This window comes from Ectobacillus panaciterrae DSM 19096 (assembly GCF_000430785.1).
Taxonomy (GTDB): Bacteria; Bacillota; Bacilli; order Bacillales; family Bacillaceae_G; genus Ectobacillus; species Ectobacillus panaciterrae.
Genome location: NZ_AUMR01000079.1, coordinates 1 through 19,933, shown reverse-complemented (window position 1 = coordinate 19,933; position 19,933 = coordinate 1). Strand labels below are relative to the sequence as shown.

Here is a 19,933-nt window from a genome sequence, read left to right as displayed (position 1 = left end):
CTTTTGCGATATCCAGACCAATGACTGGATCCATACTTTATCACATCTCCTTTTACTGTATTTGCCGGCAGCCCCTGACTATCTTGTAGTTTCATAGCTTCGCTTGTTATTCGGGGTCAAAGCCCCAACCAGCCTCAAACATGTTTCTACAAGTAGGGGGGGGACAGTATAACGGACGGGATCCTTGTCCCAAGGGCGCGAACGTCCTACCCCGGCTACCTAAAGAATAACCTATTAAAAATAGGCCAACCAGATATATATTCTGGATGACCTTATAATACGAAAGGGCGCGATTATGGAACAACATAGGTAGAAATGATCAAACTTTTTTATAAAAACCAAACTTAAATCTGCTGGATAAGAATCCGTTTTGATTAATCTTTTCAAAATAGACTCTTTTTATTTGCCGTAGAATACGGGTTAACACGATATTTTTAGTCAAACTTTATTTTAAAGCTACATTTACAAAATTTTCGAAGTGTTGGCCTACCGCAACAACTCTTTAGTTTTATATTGTATTTTATTAAAACTTTTTGCAATGTTATGCTTCCAAAATAAACTTCCTGCAACTTTATGGGTTATTTTGAATGATAATTTTGTAATATTAGATCTTAAAACCGATAATTTTATGCAAAGTTATGGGTTAGTGGTATGCAAGTTTATGGGTTAAGTCACATTTTGTTTGTAAAAAGAAGCATAAGATGGTCGTTTCGGCCAGCTTATGCTTCTTTTAGTTTACGGCCAACTTATGCTTCCCATGTATAGCAAAGCAGCTTGTTTATTTAAATAGGCTTTTTTACATAATCCGTGATATAGGAAGTTGTGAAGGAACATGTACTTTAATCCTCTCTGTTCCCATAAATGATTAAGATGATAAAGACAACAGGGAGGACCGTTAGCATAAATAGGTTGAAAGGAACAAACTTTCTCATTATCCATACAGCCAAAGATGCTGTTGCTATGGTTAGATATTCTAACATCTCTTCTCTTTCCCACTCTTTTCTGTTCAGAAGGATGTTAAGAAAAGCGACTGGCGGTGCAAGAAAAGTAACTATGTAAATAAATCTTTTTTTCAAATACCAAGGTTTTTCTTGTTTGGATGTGTGCTTCATATAAACCTCATTTTCTTTTTATATTCTACGTAATAACACCCCCCCACGCCATTTATCTGAAAGGTAGGAGTAACTGTACTTACTTGTTGCGATTTTGTTGAATTTTATAGTCAATTATTCTTGCCAAGTAAAAACATACAAAAGATACAAGACCTAATAGCAACAAATTAGGCTGTGATTGCTTGGCAAAGGAATAGACAATGAATGTTGCTACTACAAGGCATAGAGAACTAAGAATAGCTGGAATAAAGCCTTTTTTGAAGAATTTTTCTTAATTGTAACATAATGATAAAGAGATAGAGAGGGGGTTTCTCCTGCATATTTTATTCATGTGAGGTTAACATAACCCCGATTATTAGAAGTTGTATATACTCGTTATATTTGTAGAATATTACTACTTATAAAAAGAATTGAAAAGGAATTCAAAATATGAGAAATACTATGGACTCTTTTTTTCGGACTATCACACTTATTACTCTTTACATGATGGTTAGACTCAGCCAATTTTTTGGTGGAATGAAACAAAATAAAAGATAATAGATCCAGTAAAACATAAAGTAAGGATGCTTTATTTATTCTTACAACTCACTTATGAGTTAATTATTAGTTCACGGCAAATTTATGCTTCCTATTGTGGCAAACTTCTGGATAAAGTGACATGTATAACAAGAAGCATAAGATTGTTGTTCCGGCCAACTTATGCTTCAAATATGTATACGACAAAAAAAGATAGCCCAATAAGCCATCTGTAGTAGTTTACATAATCAGTGTTAGCGGAAGTCAATGTATCTAGAATGTTAAAAATCCATTCCGGTAAACGACCTGGAATGGATTTTTATTTACATAACATATCATTATCGGGATTTAATATATTTAGGAGACTATCAAAAGCTCTTCAGATTGCTTAATTGGAGGGCTTTTTTGTTCACATAATCAAGTGTCATCAGAAGTTAAGAGTTTTTTCTAAATATTTTAGGGAGATACTAAAAGAAAAATTAATGGGGTAAAAAAAATGATTGAAAAAGGGAAAATTTCTGCATTTCAGCTGGCATTTCTGATATTATCACTGATAATATCAACCGCTATTCTTAATATTCCAATTATCACGGGTAGGTTTGCACATCATGATATGTGGATTTCGCCAATTTTAGCGTCCCTCAACGGATTTTTGACAGCGTTTATTGTGTATCAATTACATAAAATCTACCCAAAAGAGACCATCATTCAATACAGTCAGCATATTATGGGACGGATTCTAGGAAAAATACTTGGATTTGTCATATTGTTCATTTTTCTGCATGTATGTGGCATTATAGCTAGGGAGTATGCGGATTTCATTATTGCTGCTGTTCTCCATAAAACCCCTATGGTCGTAATTACAGGAAGTATAATTCTTGTTTGTGCCTTTGCTGTGCGAGGCGGTGTGGAAGTGTTGGGAAGGGTCGCCCAAATATTTATTCCACTCTTGATGCTTCCGCTGCTACTATTTGTACTGCTCATACCTCAATTCAAACCAGAGAATTTATTTCCGATTATGGAACATGGGATCATGCCTCCAATCATGGGAGCAACTGGGGTCATAGTTTGGTTCGGTGAAATTTTTCTGATTTCCATGCTGCTTCCTTTTTTGACCGATCGTGAAAAAGGGATGAAATGGAGTATGATATCGGTGGTTGTCGGTATGTTAACCATGGTGTATCTCAATATTGTTATCATTTTTTTGTTAGGAGAATCAGCAATTACTTATAGATTTCCAGTGTTTCTTGGTTTCCGATACATTAGTGTTGCTAATTTTTTTGAAAATCTTGAGTCACTTGTGGTCGCTATGTGGGTGATGGGGGCGTTCATCAAACTTTCGGTGTTCTATTATGCACTTGTTCTAGGAACAGCCCAATGGTTACATCTATCTGATTACCGTCCCTTAGTATTTCCATTTGGTTTTCTTACGACTTTATTCGCTATATGGGTATCGCCTAATGCGCAAGAACTGTCCAAATTTTCCAGAACGATTCTCCCTTTTTATGCAACATCTATTATGACGTTCATTCCGATAGTGTTGCTATGTATCGCGATCATACAGAAGAAGTGGAAAAATAAATATTAGACATAGACACTGTATGTGTAGCAGTGTCTTCTTTGTATATTTTATACATGTGAAGTTAACATAACATCTCATTATCGGAAGTTCTCCTCACCACCAATCCCCAGTTTATCAACATTCTCATGAATGCTACATTAATTACAAATAAAGCCGTTTAATTTACAATAAAATTGTTTAAAAAGCAACAAGATGCAATAAGGTTTAATTTTTTGTATAATAATGGAAATTGGGAAATGTTTTTGAATTGCATGAAAGAACCAAAAGGGTTAGGTCATGCAATTCTTTAGGGGGGTGTAAAAATGGCAAATAAGATTATATTGCCAGAGTCTGCAGCGACTCATGCAAAGCCTAGTATTGGAAAGGCGATACTTTGCATGGGGTGGACTTTAATCTAAAATAAAATCGCCCAAGTAAGCTTATATCATTTCTAATATTCGGCTTTGCACCTTATTTTCATTTTTAATAAAGGAATAAGGGGCTGGCAGAAATGAAATATGTAAAAGCGACCGCTATTTTACCCGAAGAGCTGATAGTAGAAATTCAAAAGTATGTTCAAGGAGAAACAATTTATATTCCTAAACCAGAAACGACTTATCAAAAATGGGGTACACGTTCTGGAGGAAGAAAGTTAATTGATGACAGAAATACCTCTATTAAAAATGCATTTAAAAGCGGCAGGAGTATTTATCAATTGGCTGAGGAATATTTCCTTTCAATAGAAACAATCAAAAAAATTGTTTATTCTAAATGAATAGGGATAGGGACTGTGGCACTGATAATCGTAAGAATAGATTATCAGTGCTTTTTATATGTTGAGTTTGATTCTTAGTCATTCTCTACATTTCATAAAATAAAGCACTCTCATAAAATAAAAAGGGAATTAGCAAGCAACGTGAATAGGAGTGATGAAAATGGAACCTTTTATAAGAAGTGACCAGTATAACTTTATTAAAGCGCAAACACAGATTCTAATTAATGGACACTCGACCACTAACGATATGGATGTTCTTCATGCATTAAAAGATATCGCGAAAGAAAAAGTATTAGATTTGTTCATGGACATGAGTGATGAGAAAAAACAGTTCATAGATCCAATTCTTAACATTAAAGATAAAACCAATGCTGAAGAGTTTCTATCACAGTTAAAGCCGTATGTGATTCCTTTTAAAGAGGTAACTGAACAAACGATAAGAAAATTATTCCCAAAAGCAAAGAAGCTAAAGATTCCTTCATTAGAGAACATAGATTTGAAAGAGATTTCATACTTGTGTTGGGATGATAAGGGCTCGAATAAAAAATATATCGTAGCTCAACACCATAATAAGCTTATAGGTTTACAAGGTACATTTACGAGCATAAACCAAAAAGGAATTTGTGCGCTATGTAATCGATTTGAAGAAATAGGCATGTTTATTTCTGAAGCAAAAGGATCAGTTCAAGGTACATTTATTAAAAGAGGGAACCATATTTGCCAAGATAGTCAAAAATGTAATCAAAACTTAATCACACTGGATAAATTAAATGATTTTATTGTGTGGCTCAATAGTTGAGATGGTTGGTATAGTTGTGTTGCATTTTTAAACAACTCTATTTTCATTTGAAAAAATCACCTTTTATGAGCTTATAAAAGGTGATTTTTTTCCTCCCCTCCGTAAATATTTACAAATCAATCCTATTGCTATTTCTTTCTAAAGGAAAAAAATAAGGTGTAATAAAAGTGAAGTTAAATGGAAATAATGGAAATTGTCTAAAAATTAGGAGGTGTAGTGAGTGAAAGAAGAACTAAACATTTTTTTTCGAATTTTTACAACCACTAAGGATGCAATCGAAAAATTTATAAATATGCTAGACCCTGTCATTCGAAATGCCAAAGACGATCATGAACGCCTGTATTATCACCATATTTATGAAGAGGAAGAACAACGGCTATCACGTTTAGCAGAGCTTATTCCGCTTATTAGTAAATTTGAAAACGAAAAAGAAGAGAAAGATTTTTCTCCAACTAACAATGAGTTTAATCGCCTTTTACAAGAATTGAACCTTGAAAAATTCGGATTGCATAATTTTGTAGAGCATCTGGATTTAGCACTCTTTAAATTTACAGATGAGGCACGAAGTACGCTATTAAAACAAATGAGGGATATTTCTTATCAAGATTATCAACAAGTAAAAGAAATGCTAAAAAAGATAAATGAACAATTTGACCATGCCTATGTTGATCCGCATGCACACCATGATGAACATCACGACCATTTAGCTCCACCTAGTTCTTTACCAAGAGTAAAACAATCAGAGAAGAAAAAAGGATTTACTGTTGGGAGTTTAATATAACTAAAAATGTTAGGAGGAAGGAAGAATGAGCAAGTCTCAACTATTTCCAGATGCACCATTAACAAGCCAAGACTTTTTACAATTAGATCAAATCGTCATTGATACTGCACGAAGACAATTGGTTGGACGCCGTTTCATCGAATTGTACGGTCCGCTTGGAAGAGGAGTACAAAGTATTTTTAATGATATATTTATTGAAAACTACGAAGCAAAAATGGATTTCCAAGGATCATTTGATACAGATATTGAGTCAAGTAAACGAGTAAATTACACAATCCCATTACTTTACAAAGATTTCGTTCTATATTGGCGTGATTTAGAACAGGCAAAAGTTTTAGATATCCCTGTTGATTTTTCCGTAGCTGCAAATGCTGCCCGTGATGTTGCCATATTAGAGGACCAGATGATTTTTCACGGATCAAAGGAATTTGATATCCCGGGGCTAATGAATGTAAAAGGTCGATTAACACACTTGATTGGAAATTGGTACGAATCAGGAAATGCCTTTCAAGATATAGTCGAAGCAAGAAACAAATTACTTGAGATGAAACATAATGGACCGTTTGCTCTTGTTTTATCACCAGAGTTATACTCCCTGTTGCATCGTGTACATAAAGATACAAATGTTCTAGAAATTGAACACGTTCGTGAACTAGTTACAGATGGGGTGTTCCAATCACCTGTTTTAAAAGGAAAGACGGGAGTTATAGTCAATACAGGGCGAAATAATTTAGACCTTGCTGTTTCAGAGGATTTTGAAACAGCATATTTAGGTGATGAAGGCATGAACCACCCTTTCCGTGTTTACGAAACTGTTGTTTTGCGAATCAAACGCCCTTCTGCGATTTGTACACTGGACGACCCTAATATTTAACGGAGGAGTGCCAATGAATAAAAGAACATTAACTATCGGCTCTCTTATTCCTAGAAATATTAGTATTAACAAAGTTTCAAAATCCAATCCATCTAATCCGCCTGATCCAGAATACCGTCACTTTAATAAAATCATTTTGCTTCAAAAGCAAATGAAATTTGAAATCCAACCTACTAAAGGGAATTTATTAGATGTTGCTTTAGGCCAGGAACAAGCCTTACAGTATAAATGCCGAAAGGGAACTTGTGGAGTATGCACCGTCAAAGTTGCAGAGGGAAGATCCAGCCTGTCCCTTCCAAATGAAAAAGAGCAAAGCAAACTAAAGAAGGCCTTAAATGACGGGTATCGATTAGCTTGTCAGGCAGAAATCCTTTAAATTAAAAACGAGGTTCCTTGTGGAACCTCGTTTTTAATCTTATGCAAATAAGCGTTCATTTAAATAAATCAACTTTTCTTCAATTGGGAACGGCAGTGAAATGTTGTACTTTTTAAGTTCTTTTACACTTATATCTCGAACAAGTTTTAACGCTTCCTTCTTAAAAGAAGGTGTGACAAATCCATCATTTATTTCACATAACTTTTGTAAGTATTGTAAAGTATCTTGTAACAATAATTGTTTTACATAAGTATTATTCAGTTGGCAAATCAACTTATGCTGCAATCCTTTTATCACAGCAATTTGATCAACGTGTGCAATGATATTCGTTCCATTTTCATCTATAAAACATAGGGAAACATATTGACCTTTTGAGATATCAATATTTGTAAATACTGGGTTATGATATACTTCATCAGATGATAAATGAATCGTGTTTGCTTCTGCAACCCCGCCTATTTTACGGTGGTTTGCAATCACAGTATGAATATCCTTTAACCCATATAACATGTTCAACATATGGTTTCCCCCCGCCGGCCAATATCTAGATATTTCTGATATTATTGTATAGAAAATGAGAATCATTGTCAATTGGTTTTACTTTCCTAACGTCGGGATTATGTAATTATAATCAATCATATTACTTCAGTTTATTATTTAAGACATTCTCTTCTAAGACAGCAAATTTATCACCATATACTTTGGTAATATGCTTTTCTCCCCAAGCACATAGAGAGTCTAAAATACCTTGTAAACTCCATCCATATTCACTGAGCTCATATTCCACTTTTGGAGGAACTTGATTATGAACAATACGATTGATGACCCCATCTTCTTCTAACTCACGTAATTGTTGGGTTAACATTTTTTGTGTAATGCCTGGCATAAGACGCTTCAATTCACTTGTACGTTTTTTACCGTGTGTTAGATGACAAAGGATAACACATTTCCATTTTCCTCCTATTACTTCCAGTGTCGCTTCGACTGAAATATTGTACTTCTTTTTCTGCATATTCTTCCTCCTAATCAATAGATACTAAAAAGTACCTATAGAACTTTTTAGTATCTATATTACTTAAAAGTGCGTACTTTTCTTTATTTCTTATATATCCCATAATAACATTTGCCGGCTGATTTCTACCATACTCTTTTATTTATATAGTTTGTTTGAAAAGATTGAACAATACAACAAGACAATGATTAGGAGGAGAAAGAGTGACTTTAGATAAAAAACGAAGTACATTGGCACTGTTGGCATTAGCAGTGAGTGCATTCGCAATTGGAACAACAGAATTTATCAGTGTAGGACTATTACCGCTTATAGCTCAAGATTTAAAAATTACTGTAACGACAGCTGGATTAACCGTTTCTTTATATGCTTTAGGGGTGACATTTGGAGCGCCTATCCTAACGTCTTTAACGTCTAGTATGTCACGTAAATCTTTATTACTTTGGATTATGATTGTTTTTATTGTTGGTAATAGTATTGCTGCTAGTGCTGCAAGTATAGGCGTTTTACTAGTTGCTCGTGTCGTTTCTGCGTTTTCACATGGTGTATTTATGTCAATTGGCTCTACTATTGCGGCTGATTTGGTACCAGAAAACCGCCGAGCAAGTGCTATTGCGATTATGTTCACAGGGCTCACAGTAGCAACTGTTACAGGTGTCCCTTTTGGTACGTTTATTGGACAACAATTTGGCTGGAGATCTTCTTTTATCACCATTGTTGTAGTAGGTATCATTGCTTTAATTGCTAATAGCATCCTTGTTCCATCTGATTTACGAAAAGGTACTCGTACAACGTTCCGTGATCAGTTTACACTGATTACAAACGGCCGCTTACTCCTTTTATTTATTATTACAGCCTTAGGATATGGAGGTACATTCGTTGTCTTTACTTATTTATCTCCATTACTACAAGATATAACAGGTTTTAAGGAAGGAACTGTTACTGTTATTTTGTTTGTCTATGGGGTTGCGATTGCGATCGGTAATGTGATTGGCGGAAAGGTAGCTAACCGCAATCCGATTCGTGCATTATTCTATATGTTTATTGTGCAAGCAGTTGTGCTCTTTATTTTAACGTTTACGGCTCCATTTAAGGTAGCTAGTTTAATTACAATCATCTTGATGGGAGTATTGGCTTTTATGAACGTGCCAGGATTACAAGTATATGTAGTTATGTTAGCTGAACGTTTTGTACCAAGTGCAGTAGACGTGGCGTCTGCTATCAATATTGCTGCGTTTAACGCCGGAATTGCCATCGGATCCTACTTGGGCGGTGTGATTACAGATTCGATTGGACTCATTCATACGTCTTGGATAGGAGCATTGATGGTTTTGGGAGCCGTAATCCTAACAGGTTGGAGTCGAGCTCTAGAGCGAAAAGATCAAAAAATTACAGTGCAGAAAATACTTTTTTAGATCAAAAATAGTTCTAATACAATTTCAATTTATAATAATTAGGGGGTCTATTTATAATGGCAAAAAGTTTACAAGATACAACAACTTTGCATAACGGTGTACAAATGCCTTGGTTTGGTATCGGGGTTTTTAAAGTAGAAGAAGGTCCTGAGTTAGTGAATGCTGTAAAAACAGCTATTAAACATGGTTATCGCAGTGTTGATACAGCAGCTATTTATGGAAATGAAGAGGGAGTTGGAGAAGGTATCCGCGAAGGGATTAAAGAAGCTGGCATTTCTAGAGAAGATCTATTTGTGACATCGAAAGTTTGGAATGCCGATTTAGGATATGAATCTACAATAGCGGCCTATGAAACGAGCTTAAATAAACTTGGTTTAGAGTATCTAGATTTATACCTCATTCACTGGCCTGTAGAAGGTAAATATAAAGATGCATGGAGAGCATTAGAGACTCTTTATAAAGAAGGACGAATAAAAGCTATTGGGGTAAGTAATTTTCAAACACACCATCTTGAAGACTTGATGAAAGACGCAGAAATTAAACCGATGGTGAACCAAGTAGAATACCATCCGCATTTGACCCAAAAAGAACTTCAATCGTTTTGTCAGAAACATGGAATTCAGCTAGAAGCCTGGTCTCCATTAATGCAAGGTCAATTACTAGATAATCAGGTCCTGCAAGAGATCGCAAATAAGTATGACAAATCTGTTGCTCAAGTCATTTTACGTTGGGACTTACAAAACGGCGTTGTAACCATTCCGAAATCTACAAAAGAGCATCGAATTATTGAAAACAGGGCGGTATTTGATTTTGAGTTAACGGAAGAAGATATGGAACGAATTGATGGATTGAATCAGAATCATCGAGTCGGTCCAGACCCTGACAATTTTGACTTTTAATGATGAAGAGATTAAAGAAATTGATCGCATTTTTTAATAATAACAAATGAATAAGTGGGCGTGACGCGTTCGCGTCCTTTTGTTCATATCGATCTTTTTTGCGTAGTTGGGGGGATTATTGCTCAGATTGGTTGAATTACTTGTTAAATTGGTTGAATTATCACCCAAGTCGGTTGAATTATTCCAAAGGAAGTGATGATATGATAAAAAAAGAGCGTAAAATCCCCCTTAAAATTAAAAAATTAGCAGCCCTGTTGAGGCGATTGCCAACCACTCACTCAAAATACCGAGAAATTGAGGGTGAATTGGCTAAAAGTATGGCAGGATACAGGGGAGAGCAATCATTGGATTACTATTTGAGTCTTCTTCCTGACCAAGATTACCTCATTTTCCACGATCTTAGACTTCCTCATAAAAATTACTTCTTTCAACTGGATATCCTCATCCTTTCTGCATCATTCTTTCTTATCGTTGAAGTGAAAAACATCTCGGGGTTATTGCTATTTGATCATACTTTCCATCAACTCATCCGAAACGTAAATGGAACGGAAGAAGTTTTTCCAGATCCCATCCTTCAAGTTAACAGGCAAGTATCTCAGTTCGCTACATGGCTGGAACAAAACAAATCCCCGTTGATGCCAATTGAATCCTTAGTTGTCATTGCCAATTCTACTGCATTTATCAAAAGCACTTCGAACCGTTCAGGGCGTATGCGGAGAGTAATTCGCAGCACGAATCTCCAGGAAAAAATTAAGTTTTTCGAAGAGGTACACAAAAGCGAGAAATTGACAAAAAAAGACCTTCGCAAAATATCCTCCCTCATACTGAAACATCACACCCCGTATAATCCCAATATCCTTGAGAAATTTTGTGTTTTGAAAACGGACCTTTTAAAAGGTGTCCACTGTCCGAAATGTGCTTTTCTTTCTATGGAAAGAAAGCGAGGGAAATGGATTTGTCCCCATTGTTCTTACTCTTCTAAAGATGCTCATCTTTCTTCTTTGGAGGATTACGCGCTCCTCCTTCAGCCGACAATAACAAATCGACAATTAAGGGATTTTTTACAGCTTTCTTCCGGATCGATTGCCAACAAATTACTTCTGGCAATAAATGCACCTCATACCGGTACAACGAAGGGAAGAGAGTACCATCTATTAATCGATGAGTAAAATACGTAGCAGTGTAATTTTAAATTTAACATGATGAAGAACTTGAGAAGTTAAACGAACAAAGGACACATCTATGAGATGAGTCCTTTGTTATATTTCATTTATAGTATCGAGATGATTGTAAAAAATAAAAATATGATTAGTCTCCTGATAACTGGAAATCTTCTAATTGAATTACTTTCTTTTCACTGACAGAATCTGATTGAGCTAATTCAACTAAATAGGGTGCAACCTTGGCGGGATCATCACCAATGGTGGCTAAATTCGTTTTCATCACACCAGGATTAAATACATGCACCTGAATGCCATTTTTATGCTCCTCATCTTCAACGGAATAAGTTAATGCTTCAACCGCTGCTTTACTTGCGGCATATGCGCCAAATCCTGCAGCACCTTCTTTAACTAACCCTGAAGTAATGTTGATGATATGTCCCGATTTTTGATTTCTCATAATCGGTAAACATTCTCTCATCATTAAAAATACACTAGTGGCATTATTATGGAGTTGGTACTCCCATGAATCTAGCGGACTATCAACGACATGATATTGCTGAAAAACCGCTGCGTTATTTATTAAAATATCAATCTTTTGAAACTTAGCAAATGCTGCTTGCACAAGCATTTTTACATCAGATTCAGACGATACGTCTGCACGGATAGGCAAAACATCAACTTCATACTGTTTAGTAATGAAGTGTTCAACTTGTTCAAGCTTGGCATAACGACGTCCGCAAATGACAATGTTTGCCCCGGCTTTTGCAAAGGCAAGAGCTGTTTCTTTCCCTAGACCACTTCCCGCACCAGAGATAATTGCCACTTTCCCTTTTAAATTTTTCATCTACTTTCCCCTTTATTGGAATTAATACATGAATTTATATGTGAACTAATGTATTATATAAACCTTTAAAAGTCAATATATTCTGAAAATTAAAAGGCCTATAATATGGTCGATAACGAGTTGTATTTTGTCTGACTCTCCCCATCTCCACCAATATATTTAAAACCTTAACCCTCTAAATGCATTGGTGAAACTCCTGAAAAGTCTCATTTCATGTATGAATTTTTCTTTTTTGACTCAAACTAAGTAGAAAAGGGAGGTTCAGAATGATGAAACATGCACCTGTATTGCTTATAAAATTTATATCTTGTATAATCGCTTTCGCAATTGGTCTGGCTTTATTTTTTGATGCGACCATTGTTGATATCGTTTCCTTTAGTCTGTTTGTCACTATTGTCTCTTATATGTTAGGGGATAGAATTATTTTGCCGCGGGTTGGAAATACAGCGACGGCCATGGTGGATTTTCTTTTGACCTATATGAGCGTGTGGATTTTCGGCAGTATACTGCTAGATAACTATATGCAAATCGCCTGGGGAAGCATTCTGTCAGCAATTGTAGTTACAGTAGCGGAAGTCTTTGTTCATCGTTATTTGCTTACAGGCATTTCGAATCGTCGAACAAGTGAGAAACAGGGAGTCGCTTTCAACCGAACGTTGGCTTACGAATTTGCGGAAGAACAAGACATCCCGGATAAACATAAACCGAAATCAAAGGATTGATTCTTGTAACAGATTGTAAGAACGGAATACAGTTATTTGTCAGTCAGCATGACATAAACCGCTGTCCACGGTTACTGCACTTATGAAAAGCAGAGGCGGGCAGCGGTTTTATGTTTGATGAACAAATTAGTCAAAGAAGCAAGGTTTACGCTTGTATCCAAAATCTCCTTACGACGTTCCCATCATCTTCAATAAACTCAGACTCAAACACCCCGCCGTTTTTCAAAATCGTTCGTTCCGATCCGATATTTTCTTTGTCGCAGCAGACAAGCACGCGGTCTATTCCTAACTCCTCTGTTTTTTGCAAAGCCAAGGCGAGAATTGCGGTTGCATAGCCTTTTCGCCGCTCCGACGGACGAATTCCGTACCCGATATGACCGCCGCAGTTCAACAGTTTTTCAGTTAAGCCGTGGCGGATATTCACCGCACCGACCACTTTCTCTTCTTCATCAACGAGCCAATATGTCGAGCTTGGCACCCAGCCGGCAGGAATGTGTTCCTCGATCTCTGACTCCGCCAGAAATTGCAGCATGTCCTCAAAATCAGAAGGATCCTTGCTGATAACCCAAGGCACCATATTCTCGTTGCTTTCTTTCCATTCTTCATAAAAAGATATGTACGCATCGCGTAATTCGATTGTCGGTTTAGCTAAAAACACTTGATTTGCCATGCAGTTTCCTCCCTGTATTTTTACTTATTTTACTGCCCATACCGCAAAATAGTATAATCTTTTTAGACGTAAAACGAATTGAGTGAGAGGGCCGTTAAAGCTGGCGCCGCTCATTCATGAGGAGGAAACATGCTTCAAAAATTTGGTTTTTCCCCGTATGAAAGTAAAGTGTATGAAACGCTTGTATCTAGTGAAGAGCCGATGGACGCGACTACGATTGTGAAATATTCAGGCGTTCCCAAAGCAAAAGTGTATGAGGTATTGTCCCGCATGATTGATAAGGGATTGATTATGGATACGGTGTCCGAGAAGAAAAAGCTGTATGCCGCTTTGCCGATGGATATTGTGATTGAAAAGCTGACAAGGGATTTTCAAGACAGCATTGCTCAGCTAAAGAGGCATGAATCGAAAAAAACGTTCATTGACGACCGGGTGTGGAGCTTGAAGGTTCGGTCTTCTATCGATGCGCAGTGCCAAACGCTTATTGAAGAAGCTGAGCAATCCATTTTCATTTCGGCCTGGAATGATGATCTGGTTCATTATGTTCCGCTGCTGGAAGAGAAGGAACGGCAAGGTGTGGCGATTGAGGGATTGGTAATCGGAAAAACAGAAACGAACTTGTCTCATTTGCATACGCTGATTCCATCCGAAGAGCATGATGTATTGGAGCGATTCAAGCTTATTATCATCGATCAAAAAGAGGTGCTGTTTGCAGGAGTGGAGAACGAAAAATGGCAAGCGATGCGGACGATGTCCCAGCCATTCGTGAAGTTCTTTACTGAGTTTTTCTACCATGATGTCGCCTTAACGACCATTACAGGAAAATATTTCGACCAACTGAACGACGATCATGAAATAAGGCGCTTACTCATGCGATTGCGGTATTAGAAAAATAAAGGAAACACAAGACCTGAGCTTACATGGATGGAGCTCAGGTCTTTTTGTTTTCTAGGTTATTACAGTTTGTGTGCTGTCTTATTTTTTGCACTATAAAAAATATATCTTGCCGTTTTGTTTACAAAAGGTTACTATACGTGTAGTAACCTTTTAAGAGGGGGTGTAGGGATATGAACATGCGAGTATACATTTTAGCGGCAGCCGCTTTTATTATAGGAACAGTGGAGTTGATCATTGGAGGGATACTGAATCTTATTTCCGATGATTTACATGTATCTATAGGCGCGGCTGGTCAGCTTATTTCGATTTTCTCATTGTTTTTTGCCGTTTCAGCTCCTATTTTGCTTACAATAACTGCGAAAGTGGAACGAAAAACATTGTATTTATGGACGATGTTCGTCTTCTTTATCGGAAATGCGTTAGCAGCTGTCAGCATAGGTTATATGATGCTGCTCATAACAAGGATATTGACTGCCGCAAGCGGTTCATTGTTAATCGTTCTTTCTATCACAATCGCTTCTAACGTAGTAAAGCCGGAGTACAAAGGGCGGGCGATTGGAACGATTTTTATGGGAATCAGCGGATCGTTAGTGCTGGGTGTTCCCCTTGGAATTGTAATTGGAAATGAATTCGGATGGAGAGCGCCGTTCATTCTGATTTCCATTTTGACCATCGTAGCCATGAGCAGCGTTTATGCGCTGCTTGAACCAATTCAACCGAAGCCGGTTGTGCCGCTTCAGAAACAAATACAAGCATTGAGGCATTCGAAAATCATCAGTGCGCAGCTGATTACATTCTTCATGTTAACCGGCCATTTGACACTGTACGCTTACCTCACTCCTTTCCTGCAGGAAGTGTTAGGGATGAACAGCACTATGATCACAGCCGTCTATTTTATATTCGGTATCGCTGCGGTTACAGGCGGAGGCGCGGGAGGCTGGCTTTCTGATAAATGGGGAACGCACCGTTCCATTTTGACTATCATTTCTTTGTTTTCGGTTTCGATGATAATGCTGCCGATTGCAACAAAGCTGCCAACGTATGCGTTTTTAGTGATAGTCGTCATGTGGAGCGCGCTTAGCTGGGCGATTTCGCCGGCGCAGCAAAACTATCTCATTCAAACGGCTCCGGAAACATCCGAGATCCAGCTTAGCTTAAACACATCTGCGATTCATTTCGGGATCGCTCTCGGTTCGTTCATCGGCGGAGTTGTAATTGAAAAAAGCTCTGTGTTTTATAACGCTTGGGTCGGCGTATTGTTTGTCTTAGTGTCACTGGCGTGTGCAGTATTTTCTTTGACAAGACCTTTGCCAGAAAGTGCATCTAGTAACAAGTTATTTACAAAATAAACAGATAAAGAGAGGTGAATACCGTTACAAATGGGTTGTATCCATTTGTAACGGTGCATATATGAGTACACATATTGGAGCAAAGCAAGGAGAGATCGCAGAACGTATTCTTTTGCCGGGTGACCCGCTTCGCGCAAAGTATATTGCCGAAACATTTTTAGAGGATGTTACCTGCTACAACAACGTCCGAGGCATGCTCGGATTTACAGGTACTTACAAAGGCGTACGAGTGTCTGTGCAAGGAACCGGAATGGGGGTTCCGTCGATTTCCATTTACGTGAATGAATTGATTCGCGACTATGGCGTAAAGCATTTGGTACGTGTTGGTACGTGCGGCGCTATCCAAGAGGATGTCAATGTTCGTGACGTTATCGTTGCGATGACGTCCTGCACTGACTCTAATATGAATCGATTGACATTCCCGGGATTTGATTTTGCTCCTTGCGCGGATTTTAATTTATTAAAAAAAGCATATGATGCAGGTATGAAAAAAGGAATGCCTGTCCGAGTGGGCAGTGTCTTGACAGCGGATGTGTTTTATCGCGAGAGTATGGAACCTGTGAAGAAATTGGGCGAATACGGCGTGCTGGCAGTAGAAATGGAAACGACAGCTCTATACACATTAGCCGCAAAATACGGTGTGAATGCCTTGTCGATTTTAACGGTAAGCGACCATATCTTTACCGGCGAGGAAACAACGGCGGAAGAACGTCAAACAACATTCAGCGATATGATTGTGATGGCGCTGGATGCGGTGACGGCTGAATAAGCCTGCGTATTCGTACAAATGTTACACTTATCTTTTCACCGACTCAAGCATTGCTGGCGGCGCGTGCGGGAGCGACGTATGTGTCTCCGTTTTTGGGGCGCCTTGATGATATTGGTCATAATGGACTGGATTTAATTCAGCAAATTGCAGATATGTTTGCCGTTCATCAAATTGAAACAGAAATCATCGCAGCATCTGTGCGGCATCCGATCCATGTAACGGAAGCAGCCTTGCGGGGAGCGCACATCGCTACGATTCCGGCAAATGTGATTTATCAATTGATGAAGCACCCGTTAACGGATCAGGGGATCGAGAAATTTTTAGAAGACTGGAACAATGCGCAAGTGAAATAAAGTTAAAGGTGTACGTCAAGTACACCTTTTTCATTTTCATAAAGAAAGTATAAAATTCCGCGCCGCTGGTACTACCCCTTGAAGGCCACCACAGCCGAGAGAAACGCGAGCACCGATTTTAAAACGTTAGGGTAGAGGATTGTGACAAAAAAGTAGAAATTAGAAGTCACGTTTCTCGGTTCTGGTGCAAAAAGAGTTGGACAATTAATGTAACCTGAATATTACTCTGTCAAATAAAACATTTGTATAATTTTTGTTCTTTTTTGGAAATGTAAAATTGTACCGTTTATAAGAAAAAGCGTGAAGTAATGAGCCTTCTGAAAGTGGTAATCCTGAATTGTGAATAAGGAAGTGACCTGCGATGATTACCAGCCCCAAAGACCGTATTACGACAGCTCAAGCAGCTGTTGTCGTCATCAATTATACACTTGGAACGGGGATTCTGACCGTACCACGAGCATCTGCAGAGAAGGTGAAAACACCAGATATCTGGTTAACTGTAATTTTAGGTGGGCTGATCGCGATGATGGTAGGGGTTATTATCGTCAAATTAGGCCAACGGTTTCCAGGAAAAACCTTTTATCAATACAGCCAAGAAATTGTCGGGAAATGGGTGGGCGGGTTACTAAGTCTACTCCTTGTATGTTATTTTGTAATGATGTGTGGGTTTCATGCCCGTGCATTAGCAGAAGTGACGAGCTTCTTTTTGTTGGAAGGCACCCCATCTTGGGCCATCGTGATGCCATTTATGTGGGTGAGCCTCTATCTAATCATGGGCGGCATAAATCCGATTGCCCGTCTGTTTGAAATTATTCTCCCCATTACGGTCGGCATTTTTTTGGTGGTTGCTTTTATGGGCTTCAAAGTATTTGAGGTGGATAATCTGCGTCCGGTACTGGGGTTAGGGGTCATGCCAGTATTACAAGGAATCAAAACCACCGCTCTCTCATATACAGGTTTTGAAAGCATGTTGATTATAATGGCGTTTATGAAACAGCCAAACAAAGCAGTAAAAGCTGTTCTAGTCGGAATTTCCATCCCACTGATCTTTTACGTGATAACTGTCGTGATGGTCATCGGCGCGTTATCCGTCGATGGCGTGGTAACGAGAACATGGCCGACGATTGACCTCATGCGAAGTTTTGAAATGCCTGGTTTGTTCTTTGAACGATTTGAGTCTTTTTTGCTCGTGATATGGATTATGAAAATGTTTACTTGCTTTAACGTTGGTCATTATGCTGCTTCTTTGGGACTGGCGCAACTCTTTAAAAAGAACATTCATCCTTTTATGTTTGGCTTGCTTCCGGCTATTTACATTATTTCCATGATTCCGAAAAATACCAATGACCTATTTAAACTCGGGGATATGATGGGCAATTTTGCGTTGTTTTTATTTGGTTTACAACCGCTGTTACTGCTGCTTGTCTTAAGATTGAAAAAGAGGAGGCAAGAAGTAAAGTCATAACAATGTCCGGTTTCTTTTCGTTTCCTCAGTGTCGTTAATCTACTTAACATGATTTTATGCCCCTTTTCTTTCGCTAATTCTTAATTCCGGTAAAACCTTCACTCACTGAAGGTTCTCTTTATTTTTATTCATTATACCATCATCAAAAGAAAAGTCGTACGCGTATTGAGTATTTTTATCTTGATTTATTATATTAACGTTACTATAATTACATTAAACGTACGCGAATTGAGTATTTTCCGAAAACTTATTGTAGAAGAGATAGAGGAGCATTATCATTTGGAAAAATTGATGTTGTTTACGACTGGTGGGACAGTAGCCTCACTTGAAGGAGAAAATGGCCTTGTACCTGAATTGCAAGCAGATGAGCTGTTAAGTGGTTTTGGTATAAATAATAAAAGGATAAAAAAAGTGGCTATATACAACTGAATAAAAAAATCGTCTTTTTGTAGTGTGGAAAGAGCATCCGGCGGAGCATAGAAGCGGTCAACCCCTTTTCCTGTCCCATACAAGGATGAGAGAGAGGAAGCGAGTGCAGGCTTTGGTTCTGTATAGCAGCGGTTCATATGTCGAAATTATAAATCATTTATATATATATTTTTGAGATACTGCTATTAAGCTATAACTCAAATAATTGGGGGCTAAATAACACCTGACTTTGGACAGACTTCATCAGTTGATGAAGTTGATCTTTTTTTACAGTGAAAAAACTATGTATCTTCTAAGCTAGTAAATTTTAATAAGAGGTGATAGAATGCAACAATTTTTGTTGGATCTAGTCGGGGCAACGAATGATTTGCTGTGGTCTAAATTGTTAATTATTATGCTTGTTGCTTGCGGTCTTTATTTCACATTTAAATTGAAATTTGTACAGGTTCGAATGTTAAAGGAAATGGTCCGTGTTTTAATGGAAGGGAGAACTGGTTCTAAAGACAGCGTTTCCCCATTTCAAGCGTTCTGTATTGGTATGGCCGCTCGCGTTGGAACAGGCAATATCACAGGAATTGCGATTGCGATTGCATTAGGCGGTCCTGGGGCGGTATTCTGGATGTGGATTATTGCTATTATTAGCTCAGCAACCAGCTTTATTGAAAGTACGTTAGCGCAAGTATATAAAGTAAAAGATAAAACTGGTTTCCGCGGCGGCCCATCCTATTATATGGAAAAAGGATTAAACAAACGTTGGATGGGAGTATTATTCTCCATTTTAATTACGCTTTCTTTCGGTCTTGTATTCAATTCTGTACAATCAAATACCGTTACAATTGCTTTTGAGAACGCATTTGGTACAGATCGTTTAACTGTAGGGATTATCATGACACTTGCTTTTGCTGCGATTATCTTTGGCGGTGTGCAGCGTATTGCAAAACTGGCTGAATACAAGGTTGTGATTCTAGCCGTGTTATACCTTGGTATTGCATTATTTGTCATAGCTATGAACATAACAAAACTGCCGGAAGTTCTTTCTCTTATTGTTCAAAACGCGTTTGGCTTTAAACAAATAGCAGGCGGTTCAATCGGCGCTGCGCTCATGAATGGAGTTAAACGTGGTTTATACTCGAATGAAGCTGGTATGGGGAGTGC

At 37.9% G+C, this 19,933-nt stretch carries 19 protein-coding genes and 2 pseudogenes; 17 read left to right on the top strand and 4 right to left on the bottom strand.

Annotated features, from left to right (window positions below; translation table 11 throughout):
* The first annotated feature begins 2,124 nt into the window (after window positions 1-2,124).
* From H540_RS0117305 to H540_RS31470, 6 genes are all read left to right on the top strand, one after another.
* Window positions 2,125-3,216, top strand: coding sequence for a GerAB/ArcD/ProY family transporter (locus H540_RS0117305; RefSeq protein WP_028401724.1), 1,092 nt, complete (start codon window positions 2,125-2,127; stop codon window positions 3,214-3,216).
* Window positions 3,217-3,700: 484 nt separating this feature from the next.
* Window positions 3,701-3,964 (top strand): CD3324 family protein, encoded by a 264-nt coding sequence (locus tag H540_RS0117295; RefSeq protein WP_028401723.1) that lies wholly within the window; start codon window positions 3,701-3,703, stop codon window positions 3,962-3,964.
* A gap of 160 nt (window positions 3,965-4,124) precedes the next feature.
* Entirely contained in the window at window positions 4,125-4,763 is a 639-nt protein-coding gene (locus tag H540_RS0117290) for a FusB/FusC family EF-G-binding protein (RefSeq protein WP_028401722.1), read from the top strand.
* A 220-nt stretch (window positions 4,764-4,983) separates the two neighbouring features.
* Window positions 4,984-5,544 (top strand): IMEF encapsulin system ferritin-like cargo protein, encoded by a 561-nt coding sequence (locus H540_RS0117285; RefSeq protein WP_028401721.1) that lies wholly within the window; start codon window positions 4,984-4,986, stop codon window positions 5,542-5,544.
* Window positions 5,545-5,569: 25 nt separating this feature from the next.
* The gene (locus H540_RS0117280; protein ID WP_028401720.1) at window positions 5,570-6,418 is read left to right on the top strand and encodes a family 1 encapsulin nanocompartment shell protein; all 849 of its coding nucleotides are present in this window, start codon (window positions 5,570-5,572) and stop codon (window positions 6,416-6,418) included.
* Window positions 6,419-6,431: 13 nt separating this feature from the next.
* Window positions 6,432-6,794 carry a 2Fe-2S iron-sulfur cluster-binding protein gene (locus tag H540_RS31470; RefSeq protein ID WP_051317158.1) on the top strand — a complete coding sequence of 121 codons (363 nt, stop codon included), beginning with the start codon at window positions 6,432-6,434 and terminating at the stop codon, window positions 6,792-6,794.
* A gap of 39 nt (window positions 6,795-6,833) precedes the next feature.
* Here the strand turns inward: H540_RS31470 and H540_RS0117270 are convergent, their stop codons facing one another.
* Together H540_RS0117270 and H540_RS0117265 are read right to left on the bottom strand one after the other, a co-directional pair.
* Window positions 6,834-7,313 carry a hypothetical protein gene (locus H540_RS0117270; RefSeq protein WP_028401719.1) on the bottom strand — a complete coding sequence of 160 codons (480 nt, stop codon included), beginning with the start codon at window positions 7,311-7,313 and terminating at the stop codon, window positions 6,834-6,836.
* A gap of 121 nt (window positions 7,314-7,434) precedes the next feature.
* On the bottom strand, window positions 7,435-7,806 hold the full coding sequence (locus tag H540_RS0117265; RefSeq protein ID WP_028401718.1) for a winged helix-turn-helix transcriptional regulator: 372 nt from the start codon (window positions 7,804-7,806) through the stop codon (window positions 7,435-7,437).
* Between the two features lie 203 nt (window positions 7,807-8,009).
* Here H540_RS0117265 and H540_RS0117260 point away from each other — a divergent pair, with 203 nt between their 5' ends.
* The 3 genes from H540_RS0117260 (at window position 8,010) to H540_RS0117250 (ending at window position 11,286) form a co-directional block, all read left to right on the top strand.
* Window positions 8,010-9,218, top strand: a complete 1,209-nt coding sequence (locus H540_RS0117260; protein WP_028401717.1) for an MFS transporter — start codon at window positions 8,010-8,012, stop codon at window positions 9,216-9,218.
* A gap of 56 nt (window positions 9,219-9,274) precedes the next feature.
* Window positions 9,275-10,117 (top strand): aldo/keto reductase, encoded by an 843-nt coding sequence (locus H540_RS0117255; RefSeq protein WP_028401716.1) that lies wholly within the window; start codon window positions 9,275-9,277, stop codon window positions 10,115-10,117.
* Between the two features lie 200 nt (window positions 10,118-10,317).
* A complete protein-coding gene (locus H540_RS0117250; protein ID WP_028401715.1) occupies window positions 10,318-11,286 on the top strand; it encodes an NERD domain-containing protein in 969 nt (322 codons plus the stop codon).
* A 139-nt stretch (window positions 11,287-11,425) separates the two neighbouring features.
* Here H540_RS0117250 and H540_RS0117245 read toward each other — a convergent pair whose 3' ends face one another.
* Window positions 11,426-12,124 carry an SDR family NAD(P)-dependent oxidoreductase gene (locus tag H540_RS0117245; protein WP_028401714.1) on the bottom strand — a complete coding sequence of 233 codons (699 nt, stop codon included), beginning with the start codon at window positions 12,122-12,124 and terminating at the stop codon, window positions 11,426-11,428.
* Window positions 12,125-12,393: 269 nt separating this feature from the next.
* On the opposite strand from H540_RS0117245, the gene H540_RS0117240 reads away from it, so the two are divergent.
* Entirely contained in the window at window positions 12,394-12,846 is a 453-nt protein-coding gene (locus H540_RS0117240) for a YndM family protein (protein WP_028401713.1), read from the top strand.
* Between the two features lie 145 nt (window positions 12,847-12,991).
* Here H540_RS0117240 and H540_RS0117235 read toward each other — a convergent pair whose 3' ends face one another.
* Complete coding sequence (locus tag H540_RS0117235; RefSeq protein WP_028401712.1) at window positions 12,992-13,516, bottom strand: GNAT family N-acetyltransferase; 525 nt, start codon at window positions 13,514-13,516, stop codon at window positions 12,992-12,994.
* Between the two features lie 129 nt (window positions 13,517-13,645).
* Here H540_RS0117235 and H540_RS0117230 point away from each other — a divergent pair, with 129 nt between their 5' ends.
* From H540_RS0117230 to H540_RS0117200, 7 genes and pseudogenes are all read left to right on the top strand, one after another.
* Entirely contained in the window at window positions 13,646-14,404 is a 759-nt protein-coding gene (locus H540_RS0117230) for a TrmB family transcriptional regulator (RefSeq protein WP_028401711.1), read from the top strand.
* 179 nt (window positions 14,405-14,583) lie between these two features.
* Window positions 14,584-15,762 carry an MFS transporter gene (locus tag H540_RS0117225; protein WP_028401710.1) on the top strand — a complete coding sequence of 393 codons (1,179 nt, stop codon included), beginning with the start codon at window positions 14,584-14,586 and terminating at the stop codon, window positions 15,760-15,762.
* A gap of 61 nt (window positions 15,763-15,823) precedes the next feature.
* The gene (gene deoD / locus H540_RS0117220) at window positions 15,824-16,531 is read left to right on the top strand and encodes a purine-nucleoside phosphorylase (protein ID WP_028401709.1); all 708 of its coding nucleotides are present in this window, start codon (window positions 15,824-15,826) and stop codon (window positions 16,529-16,531) included.
* Between the two features lie 2 nt (window positions 16,532-16,533).
* Window positions 16,534-16,884, top strand: a pseudogene (locus tag H540_RS30060) (transaldolase family protein); the annotation flags it as partial.
* Between the two features lie 361 nt (window positions 16,885-17,245).
* Window positions 17,246-18,349 carry a spore germination protein gene (locus tag H540_RS0117210; protein WP_028401708.1) on the top strand — a complete coding sequence of 368 codons (1,104 nt, stop codon included), beginning with the start codon at window positions 17,246-17,248 and terminating at the stop codon, window positions 18,347-18,349.
* Window positions 18,350-18,640: 291 nt separating this feature from the next.
* Window positions 18,641-18,727: pseudogene (locus H540_RS33315) on the top strand (hypothetical protein); the annotation flags it as partial.
* A 376-nt stretch (window positions 18,728-19,103) separates the two neighbouring features.
* The coding region (locus tag H540_RS0117200; protein WP_028401707.1) for an alanine/glycine:cation symporter family protein at window positions 19,104-19,933 on the top strand (830 nt) is incomplete at its 3' end.

Excerpts from the sequence above, each read along its gene's own strand:
- H540_RS0117305 (WP_028401724.1), top strand. The coding sequence starts at position 2,125 with ATGATTGAAAAAGGGAAAATTTCTGCATTTCAGCTGGCATTTCTGATA.
- H540_RS0117295 (WP_028401723.1), top strand. The coding sequence starts at position 3,701 with ATGAAATATGTAAAAGCGACCGCTATTTTACCCGAAGAGCTGATAGTA.
- H540_RS0117290 (WP_028401722.1), top strand. The coding sequence starts at position 4,125 with ATGGAACCTTTTATAAGAAGTGACCAGTATAACTTTATTAAAGCGCAA.
- H540_RS0117280 (WP_028401720.1), top strand. The coding sequence starts at position 5,570 with ATGAGCAAGTCTCAACTATTTCCAGATGCACCATTAACAAGCCAAGAC.
- H540_RS31470 (WP_051317158.1), top strand. The coding sequence starts at position 6,432 with ATGAATAAAAGAACATTAACTATCGGCTCTCTTATTCCTAGAAATATT.
- H540_RS0117270 (WP_028401719.1), bottom strand. The coding sequence starts at position 7,313 with ATGTTGAACATGTTATATGGGTTAAAGGATATTCATACTGTGATTGCA.
- H540_RS0117265 (WP_028401718.1), bottom strand. The coding sequence starts at position 7,806 with ATGCAGAAAAAGAAGTACAATATTTCAGTCGAAGCGACACTGGAAGTA.
- H540_RS0117255 (WP_028401716.1), top strand. The coding sequence starts at position 9,275 with ATGGCAAAAAGTTTACAAGATACAACAACTTTGCATAACGGTGTACAA.
- H540_RS0117250 (WP_028401715.1), top strand. The coding sequence starts at position 10,318 with ATGATAAAAAAAGAGCGTAAAATCCCCCTTAAAATTAAAAAATTAGCA.
- H540_RS0117245 (WP_028401714.1), bottom strand. The coding sequence starts at position 12,124 with ATGAAAAATTTAAAAGGGAAAGTGGCAATTATCTCTGGTGCGGGAAGT.
- H540_RS0117240 (WP_028401713.1), top strand. The coding sequence starts at position 12,394 with ATGAAACATGCACCTGTATTGCTTATAAAATTTATATCTTGTATAATC.
- H540_RS0117235 (WP_028401712.1), bottom strand. The coding sequence starts at position 13,516 with ATGGCAAATCAAGTGTTTTTAGCTAAACCGACAATCGAATTACGCGAT.
- H540_RS0117230 (WP_028401711.1), top strand. The coding sequence starts at position 13,646 with ATGCTTCAAAAATTTGGTTTTTCCCCGTATGAAAGTAAAGTGTATGAA.
- H540_RS0117225 (WP_028401710.1), top strand. The coding sequence starts at position 14,584 with ATGAACATGCGAGTATACATTTTAGCGGCAGCCGCTTTTATTATAGGA.
- deoD (WP_028401709.1), top strand. The coding sequence starts at position 15,824 with ATGAGTACACATATTGGAGCAAAGCAAGGAGAGATCGCAGAACGTATT.
- H540_RS0117210 (WP_028401708.1), top strand. The coding sequence starts at position 17,246 with ATGATTACCAGCCCCAAAGACCGTATTACGACAGCTCAAGCAGCTGTT.